This window comes from Acidovorax sp. NO-1 (genome assembly GCF_000238595.1).
In the GTDB taxonomy this organism is placed as follows: domain Bacteria; phylum Pseudomonadota; class Gammaproteobacteria; order Burkholderiales; family Burkholderiaceae_C; genus Acidovorax.
Map to the genome: position 1 here is coordinate 1 of NZ_AGTS01000024.1, position 10,631 is coordinate 10,631.

The 10,631-nt window shown below is 52.4% G+C and carries 8 protein-coding genes and 1 pseudogene; 4 read left to right on the forward strand and 5 right to left on the reverse strand.

The window, feature by feature from the left end:
- Positions 1 to 481: 481 nt before the first annotated feature.
- The 3 genes from KYG_RS02135 to KYG_RS02140 form a co-directional block, all read right to left on the reverse strand.
- Complete coding sequence (locus KYG_RS02135) at positions 482 to 1,090, reverse strand: DUF4145 domain-containing protein (protein WP_034692732.1); 609 nt, start codon at positions 1,088 to 1,090, stop codon at positions 482 to 484.
- Between the two features lie 332 nt (positions 1,091 to 1,422).
- Positions 1,423 to 1,644 carry a hypothetical protein gene (locus tag KYG_RS24220; protein WP_008903172.1) on the reverse strand — a complete coding sequence of 74 codons (222 nt, stop codon included), beginning with the start codon at positions 1,642 to 1,644 and terminating at the stop codon, positions 1,423 to 1,425.
- Positions 1,645 to 1,931: 287 nt separating this feature from the next.
- Complete coding sequence (locus tag KYG_RS02140; RefSeq protein WP_003052404.1) at positions 1,932 to 2,555, reverse strand: tyrosine-type recombinase/integrase; 624 nt, start codon at positions 2,553 to 2,555, stop codon at positions 1,932 to 1,934.
- 33 nt (positions 2,556 to 2,588) lie between these two features.
- Here KYG_RS02140 and KYG_RS24995 point away from each other — a divergent pair, with 33 nt between their 5' ends.
- Positions 2,589 to 2,762, forward strand: coding sequence for a hypothetical protein (locus tag KYG_RS24995; protein ID WP_172739585.1), 174 nt, complete (start codon positions 2,589 to 2,591; stop codon positions 2,760 to 2,762).
- On the opposite strand, the pseudogene KYG_RS02145 reads toward KYG_RS24995, so the two are convergent.
- A pseudogene (locus KYG_RS02145) lies at positions 2,747 to 3,097 on the reverse strand (arsenical resistance protein ArsH); the annotation flags it as partial. The gene KYG_RS24995 and the pseudogene KYG_RS02145 sit on opposite strands and share 16 nt — an antisense overlap.
- A gap of 9 nt (positions 3,098 to 3,106) precedes the next feature.
- The gene (locus KYG_RS23490) at positions 3,107 to 4,300 is read right to left on the reverse strand and encodes a helix-turn-helix domain-containing protein (protein ID WP_008903174.1); all 1,194 of its coding nucleotides are present in this window, start codon (positions 4,298 to 4,300) and stop codon (positions 3,107 to 3,109) included.
- Between the two features lie 142 nt (positions 4,301 to 4,442).
- Here KYG_RS23490 and KYG_RS02150 point away from each other — a divergent pair, with 142 nt between their 5' ends.
- The 3 genes from KYG_RS02150 (at position 4,443) to KYG_RS02160 (ending at position 10,351) form a co-directional block, all read left to right on the forward strand.
- Positions 4,443 to 6,527 (forward strand): PQQ-dependent dehydrogenase, methanol/ethanol family, encoded by a 2,085-nt coding sequence (locus KYG_RS02150; protein WP_034692734.1) that lies wholly within the window; start codon positions 4,443 to 4,445, stop codon positions 6,525 to 6,527.
- Positions 6,528 to 6,552: 25 nt separating this feature from the next.
- Positions 6,553 to 8,004: an aldehyde dehydrogenase family protein gene (locus KYG_RS02155; RefSeq protein ID WP_008903176.1), complete on the forward strand. Its 1,452-nt coding sequence runs from the start codon at positions 6,553 to 6,555 to the stop codon at positions 8,002 to 8,004.
- Between the two features lie 226 nt (positions 8,005 to 8,230).
- Positions 8,231 to 10,351 (forward strand): TonB-dependent receptor, encoded by a 2,121-nt coding sequence (locus tag KYG_RS02160; protein WP_082136990.1) that lies wholly within the window; start codon positions 8,231 to 8,233, stop codon positions 10,349 to 10,351.
- The last annotated feature ends 280 nt before the right edge of the window (positions 10,352 to 10,631 follow it).

The window sequence follows — 10,631 nt, forward strand, 5'->3', positions numbered from 1 at the left end:
TTAGAGCCGCGAATCGCGCGTTGATTGCTCCGCAATGCGGCCTAGCCACCAGTTGAATGCACATTGCTTGTGAGTGCTTGCTTTCTCTGTTCGGTCATTGGGAGGAAATTGGTGAGAAATTTCCCCTTTCGTTGCCGGTCCAAGAACTGGGAGCAACGGCGCCCCTACCCGTTTCCTACGGGTTGCTCGTTCGTGTGGCAAAGGAGTGACAGTGCGTGCCAGTGGACGAGTCGCGATCGGACAGGTTTAGGCTGGTTGCTGCCGTTCAACTCAACAGAGTGAATGACTGCTGCCAACCAAAGCAGTCATTCCACAGCTTCATTCTTGTAGGTCCGCACTGCACCTCAAAGTAGTCGCAGAAATTTGCCCCACTCCAAGTGACAGCTATTGCATGAGCTGAATTGGTGTTATCGACCCAGAACAGACATCCACAGACGTTGCAGTTCAGCGGCTGCCGAAGGCAGTCGGCTGCAATGACGGGTTAGCCATCTGTTGAAGGTGAAGCTTTGCGGGCGACGTATTTTTCGTACTTCTCACTGAGCGTGTAGACATAATCAAAAATCGCAATCGTGAAGTCGATGACATCTTGAGCATTTTCTTTGGTCGTTTCTTGGTCTGAAGCGTGAGCGCCGATATTGCGCTCTCTTCGTAGAGCTTCTGCCCAATTGAACAGACGCTCATCAATCACCCCTTTTGCTTTTAAATCAGCGAGTCCCTTAGCGATCATGTTCGCGCCAGATTTCTCTTTGATGAGACGCTCTAGGGCCTTCCCGCATAGAACTGTGGCTGCTGAGTTAATGCCATGGGACAGGCATTTTTGAGCATCCTTGATATCGCGTCGCGCCGCCTCTGGTATTGATGATGAAACTTCAGTTGCGGATGGCACTGGCCAAAGCCTCTCAGCGTTGTCCCACTCGTAGTTGTTGTGATCGTCTTGGTAAACAAATGACTTTCCGAAGAGCGGTTTTTTACACGCTGGGCATTCGACGACGAAGTAAGCCTCTTCCTGCGCGTCTCCTACCCAGAATTTGATATCGGCCTTCACTCGAACCGAGCATTGCGTGCAATCTATAACTGTGGTGTTCGACATACGTGTATTCAGATGGCTAACGAAAAAATTAAGCGGATGGCCGAAGGCCAGTCCGCTTGAGTGAACGGTTAGGCGCTGCGAATAACCATTGGTTGCTTGCAAACTTCACAAACATATGCCTTGTAACCCATCGAATCTTCTCCAGCATTTACTAAACCCTGAGTAGTAATGGCCTCCCAAGGTGAGCTGTAAGGCTGGTCGTTTTCGCTTGTCTTTTCTGTTCCTTGATGTCCCGCTGGACAAACAAAATGTCTATAGCTTCGCATTGTCATTTAAGGCTCCTAACGCCCTGAGTTCAGCCGCCGCCGTAGGCGTTCGGATGCGACGAACAGTTAGACAAGCCGCGCACCTTGTTGGCGGATGATGCGAGCGAGACTAAGCATTTTTCTGAACTCAGTTTTATAGGTGGCTGGAACGCCTATCTCTCGGCAGAAAGACTCGGGGTCAACACTTTCCAAAGCTGCGGCATTTTTTAGTACCTGAAAATGAAACATGGCAATTTTCTGATTGCCCTGCGCTGCGTCGTGAACTGCTTTTCTTATCTCTTCAATCATGGCTTGGGTTTCATTGGTATGACTAACTACATTTAGACGACAGGAAAATACGCCCATCGTTCTTATAAAACTTAATCTATCCTCGATTTTGAGAGTGAGCAATCACAAGAAAATTTTTTAGGAAAACCTAAAATTTTCTAGATTGGAGCTTGTTGCAACTACTCCAAAGACCAATGATGAAATGGCTGCTTTTGGCCGGGAGTGTCATTCCGCGCCTTTGCCGTAAAGCAGCCGCTCAAGTCGTGCAGCCTAGTTCATGACAAGGGCAGCACGACCGTAAGCTTGCTTCAAATTTCGGTTTGCTCGGAAATCTCCAACGCATCGTCAACCTCTATGCCGAGATACCGGATGGTCGACTCCAGCTTGGAGTGCCCAAGCAGCAACTGAACGGCACGCAGGTTTTTGGTTCGTCGATAGATCAGCGTGGGCTTGGTTCTTCGTATCGAATGGGTACCATAGCTTGCGCGCTCCAGCCCTAGCTCATCCACCCAGTGGGCTAGGATACGGGCGTACTGACGTGTTCCCAGATGAGGGGATCTGTGGATCCTGCTTGGGAACAAAAAGCTATCGGATTTCAGCTCCGCATGCTTGATCCATGCCTGCAGGGCATCTCGTGTCGTTGATGTGATTTCAAATTGCACAGGCCGCTGCGTTTTGTGTTGCATAACGATGGCGCGTGTCGCCATCTGATCGCCGTGGCAAACGTCTCTGACCTTCAACGCCACGAGGTCACAGCCCCGCAATTTGCTGTCGATACCCAGGTTGAAAAGTGCAAGCTCCCGGATTCGGTGCTCCATCTGTAGTCGCACACGCAGTGCCCAGATGTCTTTGACCTTGAACGGGGACTTTTGGCCCACGATTTTCCCCTTGTTCCACGGCTCGCGATGGATAGCGCTGGTGACGGATTCCATGATGGTCTCCCATTGAGTTGAGGGAGTACCACAATGCGCTTGATTGGCCAGAAAGTCGATGCACTGGCAGAGCATCAGCTCAATGAATTCGCTGGCGAACGACTGCTAACTGGCTTATCTTTAAAGTGCCGTAGCCGGCGAGAAGCAGCCATCCATGAAACATATTTGTTCGTCTGCTTCCAGCTCAACTATCAAATAGATGCTTGATTCACGCGTTTCGATAGCTCCGCTGCGGTCTCTTTGCGCTCGCTGTAGCGGTCCACCAAATAAGGTGACACATCGCGTGTGAGTAGCGTGAACTTCACCAGTTCTTCCATCACATCGACGATACGGTCGTAGTAGCCGGAAGGCTTCATGCGGTTGTCATCCCCAAACTCCATAAAGGCTTTGGCAACGGAAGACTGGTTGGGAATGGTCAGCATACGCATCCAGCGGCCCAAGATACGCATTTGGTTCACCGCATTGAAGGACTGCGAGCCACCACAGACTTGCATCACAGCCAGCGTTTTTCCCTGCGTGGGTCGAACAGCTATTGAAAACGGCGGCTCAATTCAGCCTGAAGATAATCCATACTTGCGTATGCGACGGTATAAGGTGCCACGAGAAATGCCCAATTTTTGGGCTGTCTTGGCAATATTGCCATTGTGCGCAGCTAATGTGCTCTCAATAAGTTTACGACTACATTCACGCAGCGTCGCTGGCGTTTGTTGCTGCGCAGGATCTTCCGTTTGGACTTGATCGCTACACAATTCAGAGAGTGTCCTAGCAGGTGGTGAAATAAAACGTTGAGCTTGCTCGTCGTGGGACTGCAGCCGTACCTCTAGCCAAGCGAGTAATCCATTGGCTAACCGTAGGCTGTGTGGGCCATGATGGCGACTCAAATGCAGTAGTGTCTCTACCCCATGTCCGAAAAGATCTTCGACATGGCAGGGCATTGTTTCAGCGTTAGACACTCGACCTGCCAGACGCGCCCCAGAAGCATTGATCCAGACTACTGTGCCATCAGATGCTACGCCCGCTAGGCCTTGCAACGGTGTGTTTATTAAAGTAGGGGTCGTCTGGAAGCTCAATATCAGCAACTCATGTGATTGGGCTTGCAACAAAGTATTTTCAATGCTGGTTGCGTACTGAATAGCGAGTTGCAGGGCATCAAAGCCAAACGGCTGAGTCATCGCTGTCAGATCCAATACACCAGCCAAATTGCCCTGTACATCACGAATAGGGGCTGCCGCGCAATGCAGAGCTTGCAAGTCATCAAAATAGTGCTCGCCGCCCATCACCGCGCAAGCTTGGCCTGTGGCAACAACAATACCGGGCGCTGTCGTCCCTGATGCACGCTCGGCCAGGTTAGAGCCTGGTCGACCCATGTGGCGTGTAGGTATGTCTACTTCGTGTTGCATGGCACTGACATACAGCATTACGCCGTCGCCATCAGTCAACAGCAGATTGACACCTGTGCCAGCTAACGATCGTTCCAGCGTTTCAAGTTCTGGCTGAGCTGCTTGTAGCAATCCACGGTTGTGTGCCAGCGTACTGTGTACCCGACTAGGGGTAACTGGATCAAAGGCCACATCACGCAAACGATCAGGGTGTTGGCGATAGCAACGCATCCAAGACTGAAACACCGCTTCGCTCACTAATCCGGAGGGACGTTGTCCTTCCTCGAAAAATTTACGGCGAGCCATAGCGATGCGCTCAGATGGCGTCGTTGCAAAAAGCTGGCGAGGTGCACTGGAAATGGACATAGCCGCCAATGTGTTCCATTACGGAACACAAATGCGTTAGTGAAATCCCTGAGATGTCCAGACGCAGGTGCTGCGAGATGCTTGTAGCGCCCGGGTGCACTGCCCGGTACTGATATGCAAAAAATTAAGGAGACGACACAACATGCTTTTTCGTACCCTTCCCATCACGCTTGCTGCCTTGGTTTCACTGTCCGCGTTCGCGCAAAACGGCACTAATCCTGTACAGCATGTGGACGAAGCTTTCATTCGCGCTAATGCCCAAAAAACGCTTGACTGGCCCACTATTGGCGTGGACTATGCAGAAACACGATATAGCCGTCTGAACCAGATCAATGCTGATAACGCCAACCAACTTGGCTTAGTATGGTCATACAACCTCGAATCTACGCGTGGTGTAGAAGCTACGCCTGTAGTTGTTGATGGGGTGATGTACCAGACTGCGTCTTGGAGTGTGGTGCATGCCATTGACGCACGCACTGGGCAGAAAATCTGGACTTACGATCCCAAAGTTGATCCCAAACGCGCGAAAGATGCCTGCTGTGATGTGGTTAACCGCGGCGTAGCGCTCTGGAAAGGCAAAGTCTACATAGGTGCATTCGATGGCCGACTGATCGCATTAGATGCAGCCACTGGCAAAGTAGTGTGGGAGAAAAACACTATTGAAGGCCACACAGGTCCCTACACCATCACTGGTGCACCGCGTGTTTACAAGGGCAAGGTCATCATAGGCAACGGCGGCGCTGAATACGGTGTTCGAGGCTTTATCACTGCCTACGATGCTGAGACGGGAGAGCAAAAGTGGCGCTGGTACAGCGTTCCTGGAGATCCAGCCAAGCCCTACGAAGATGATTCAATGCGCTTGGCTGCCAAAACATGGGACCCAAGTGGCAAATACTGGGAAGCAGGCGGTGGCGGGACTATGTGGGACAGCATGGTTTTTGACCCTGAGCTAAACACTATGTATGTGGGTGTCGGCAACGGTTCGCCATGGTCAGCCAAAGCGCGTAGCCCCAAAGGGGGCGATAACTTGTATTTAGGCTCTATCGTGGCGCTAGATCCAGATACTGGTAAGTACAAGTGGCATTACCAACAAACGCCAGCAGATAACTGGGATTACACCTCCACACAGCCAATGATCTTGGCAGATATCAAGCTGGCAGGTAAGACGCGCAAAGTGATTTTGCACGCTCCTAAGAACGGCTTCTTTTTCGTTGTGGATCGTACGAATGGCCAGTTCATCTCTGCCAAGAATTTTGTGGACGTGACTTGGGCTAAGGGCTATGACAAGAAAGGCAGACCCATCGGCGTAGCAGCAGCGCGTGACGGTCGTGACCCGGATGCTGTACCTGGGCCCAATGGTGCTCACAACTGGCATCCCATGTCATACAACCCAAACACTGGACTGGTATACCTGCCTGCGCAGCACATTCCCGTAGCCATGGTGGATGACCCTAAATGGAAGTTCAATGAACCACGCCCTATGGGATATGGCTCCGGCACTGGCTGGAATACAGCCATGACCATCCCAGCAGAACCGCCTAAAAGCCAGCCTATGGGACGTCTGCTGGCGTGGGATCCGGTCAAACAAAAGGAAGCTTGGCGTGTAGAGCACGTCTCCCCATGGAATGGCGGTACGCTGACCACTGCTGGCAATCTCGTATTTCAGGGCACAGCCGACGGGCGTTTCGTGGCCTATGACGCAGCTAGTGGAAAGAAGCTGTGGGAAAGTCCCGTAGGTACTGGTGTTGTGGCTGCGCCCAGTACTTATATGGTGGATGGTAAGCAGTATGTCTCAATCGCTGTGGGCTGGGGTGGTGTCTACGGCTTGTCAGGACGCGCCTCGGATAAGCAAATGCCTGGCACTGTTTACACCTTTGCACTGGGTGGAACAGCCAAGTTGCCAGAGTTCGTGGAGTACCGTATGGGCAAGCTAATACAGGGCGTGAAGTATGACCCTGCCAAAGTACCCGAAGGCACAGCTTTATACGTGGCCAATTGCTATGCCTGCCATGGCATGCCCGGCGTACAAAAAGGCGGAGCGCTCCCTAACTTGGCTTACCTAGATCCAGGCTACATCGAAAATTTGTCTACTTTCATCTTCAATGGTCCAGCGACTTCGCGTGGCATGCCTGACTTCACAGGCAAGTTAACAGATGACCAAGTCGACGCAATCAAAGCCTTCATTCAGGGCGTAGCAGACTCTATTCGCCCGCAAGCCGCGCAATAAAACCTATTTCTCTAGGAGACAAAGTATGACCATACAAAAACATCTCAAGTTCTATATCAATGGCCAGTGGGTAGACCCAGTAGTGCCCGCTACGCGCGATGTCATTAATCCCTCCAATGAAGAGGTTTGCGCACAAATTAGCATGGGCAGCGCAGCCGATGTAGACAAGGCCGTAGTCGCTGCACGCCGCGCCTTTGAGACATATTCACAAACAACCCGTGAAGAGCGCTTGGCGTTGCTGGGCAAAGTACTAGAGATCTATCAGAGTCGCTACGAAGACATTGCGCGTGCTATTTCTACCGAAATGGGAGCCCCGCTGTGGCTTTCACGTGCTGCACAGGCTGCTGTCGGCGTGGCGCATCTGCAGGTGGCGATGGCTGTGCTCAAAGACTTCCAGTTCGAGCGTATTCAGGGCACCACAGCCATTTTGCACGAACCAGTCGGCGTAGTTGGCATGATCACACCATGGAACTGGCCCATCAACCAGTTCATGTGCAAAGTGGCACCCGCATTGGCTGCAGGCTGCACCATGGTGATTAAGCCATCTGAAGTATCCCCGCTCGACGCTCTTATCATGGCAGAGGTGATGGATGCAGCAGGCGTACCACCTGGCGTTTTCAATCTGGTTAATGGCGATGGTCTAAATGTAGGCGAGGCTATGTCGCGCCACCCTGGCATTGACATGATGACCTTTACAGGTAGCACCCGGGCTGGTGCCGCTGTGGCAAAGGCATCGGCTGACACCATTAAACGTGTAACGCAGGAGCTGGGAGGCAAGTCCGCCAACATCATCCTTGATGACGCCGATTTGGAAATAGCAGTAACACAAGGTGTGATCGGCTGCTTCACCAACTCAGGCCAAAGTTGTAATGCGCCTACGCGAATGTTTATCCCACGCACAATGCAAGAGCGTGCCAAGGTTGCCGCCAAAGCTGCCGCTGAATCTGTTGAAGTTAGTGAAGCACTGGCAGACGTAACGGGCATGCCTATTGGGCCTGTAGTCAACGCCACGCAATTCGAAAAAATTCAGGGTCTGATTCAGCGAGGTATTGAAGAGGGAGCCACATTGGTAGCAGGCGGTACAGGCCGTGCAGGCGGCAGAGAAAAAGGATTCTTTGTTAAACCGACAGTATTCGCTGACGTGACCAACAATATGACTATCGCCCGTGAAGAGATCTTTGGTCCAGTGCTGGTGATGATTCCCTATGACACAGTTGAGGATGCCATACGCATGGCCAATGAAACAGCTTATGGCCTCTCGGGCTATGTGCAGTCAGGGAGCATAGAGCGGGCACGCAGGGTAGCCGCTCGGTTACGCACCGGTATGGTTCACATTAATGGTGCAGGGCCGGACTTTACTGCGCCTTTTGGCGGCTACAAGCAGTCAGGCAACGGCCGTGAATGGGGGGAACACGGCTTCCGTGAATATTTGGAAGTCAAGTCCGTCATGGGTGCGGTGCAGCAAGCATCTACATGAAGTTTTAGATAGCGCAGCTAGAGCTCTACAGCAGTTGAGCCCTGGGAAGGCTGTTGCTAGTAAATCGCTCTAAGAACGCGTGCAAACAATCTGCTTTTGCTTGAACAGAGATCGTCCACGCGTTCTTAGCGAACCTATAGGTAGTGCATCTTGCACTGCCTTAGAAATCATAGATCTTAGAGATGACTTTCTGCTTGACTCCAAGCAGCACAACCCCTGTTTTAGCATGCATTCTTTTTCTCGTACGGTATTAAGTCACGCCGTTTTCTTATTCCTTGGCAGCCTCTACATGGCTGCTTCTGCCCAAACCGTTACTGATAACTTGCCCATTCTGCAAAGCATTGAGATTCGCTCTGCCACAGGCGTTTCTAGCTTGCAGACTCTGCCAACCTCTGCAACTGTGGTGGATGGTGAGCAAATCCATGACCGCCAAATGCAGGTCAACCTCTCTGAGAGCCTGAGCGGCGTACCTGGCTTACAAATCAAGAATCGCCAGAACTATGCGCAGGATTTGCAACTGTCTATGCGCGGATATGGCGCGCGCTCGACGTTTGGCGTGCGCGGCGTGCGTCTGTATGTAGATAGTATTCCCGCCACCATGCCTGATGGCCAAGGCTCGCTGTCCCACATCGACATTGCGAGTATTGAACGCATCGAAGTCCTACGTGGCCCCTACTCGGTCCTGTACGGTAATTCTGCGGGTGGTGTAGTCAGCGTGTTTACCGAAACGCCTGAAGGCAAGCCTTTTGTCGAAGGCGGCGTGAACTTTGGCAGCGATGGCCAAAAGCGCTTGGCAGCCAAGGCTGGCGGTCAAACTGCACAAGGCTTGAGCTATTTGGTCAGCGCCAGCCGTTTTATGACCGATGGCTACCGCGACCACAGCGCAGCCGATCGTAACACCGCCAATGTGAAGCTGAGCACCGCTATTGGCAACGATGCGCGCTTGACGATCACGGCCAATACGATGAAGTCAGATGCCCAAGACCCCCAAGGTGTGTCTTTCACCGATTGGCAAAACAACCCGCGTGGCGTGTCCAGCGGTACTTTGCAATACAACACCCGCAAATCTCTGGAGCAAACCCAATTGGGCGCTACTTATGAGCGCAAGCTCAGTGGCATGCACAGTGTGGCTTTGACGGCTTATGCCGGCCACCGCTCCATGGAGCAATACCAGTCGATCCCCAAAGCAACGCAGCAAAAAAATGTGCGCCATGCAGGCGGCATGATCGATATGTCGCGTGACTATGCAGGTCTGGATGCACATTGGACCGGTAAGTTCACCGATGCCCCCGTGCCCGTGACTGTGACTGCCGGCTTGGCGTTGGATCGTGTGGTGGAAGACCGCCAAGGCTATTACAACTTCAAGGGCGAGCAACTGGGTGTGCGTGGTGCTCTCAGCCGTAATGAAGAAAACACCATCACCAATGTGGACCCTTATGTCCAAGCTTCGTGGAAGCTGGCCCCTACCTGGACGCTGGATACCGGCCTGCGTTACAGCCATGTGAAGTTTGAGGCTAACGATAAGTTCATCAACGCAGACAATCCTGATGACTCCGGCAATGCGTCTCACCACAAGGCACTGCCAGTGGTGTCGCTGTCACACGCACTCACGCCCAATGACACCGCGTATATCAGCATTGGTCGTGGCTACGAAACGCCTACGTTCGCTGAACTGTCGTACCGCTCCAAGTCTGAAGGCGGTTTAAACCTGGCACTGCAGCCTAGCGTCAGTGACCAAGTGGAACTGGGTTTCCGCCAGCGCCTGACAGGTTCCGTCAAGGGCATGTGGAGCGCGGCTGTGTTCCATTCATCAACTGACAACGAGCTGATCTCTGACAGTGCCAACTCTGGCGATGGCCGCACCGTGTATCGCAACGCGGGCAAAACACGCCGCATGGGTGCAGAACTGCAAGCCGATGTGCGCCTGAGCCCCAAGTGGACTGTGCAAGCGGCTTACACCTATCTGGATGCCACTTTCCGTGAGCAAACAGGCAGCGCGGCCAAGGGCAACCAGTTGCCTGGCATTTCCAAGCAAAACCTGTTTGTAGCTGCCAACTACCAAATCACACCTGAATGGCGCGCTGGTATTTCTGCACAGCACGCCAGCAAAGTGTTTGTGAACGATGCCAACGCAGAAGCAGCACCTTCGTTTACCGTGGCTGGTGCCAGCGTGGGCTACACCAAGGACTTGGGTGCTTGGACACTGAATGCCTTTGCACGCTTTGATAACTTGTTTGACCGCAAGTATGTGGGCTCTGTGATCGTAGGCGACAGCAACGGCCGTTTCTATGAATCAGCGCCTGGCCGCACTTGGGCAACGGGCGTGAACATCCGATATAACTACTAAGAAGAAGTCTCTGCACAAAACGATATCGAGTGCAATAGTGCTTTAGAAGTTTAAAGTTCTTCTATGTCAGACCCTCAAAATGCCTGCGCCTCGCGGGCATTTTGCTTTTATCTGAAACCTGTCATTGAGGTTTGGCTGACGACATACTGGGCATGACTTCTATTCGGCTGAAACCAGTACTCCGACTTGCAAACATGTCAGGCGGCAATCGTCTTTGCCTAGATGACTGCTATGTGGTTATGACCGGATGCTCGCAAGGAGGCAACGGGAGACAGCAATC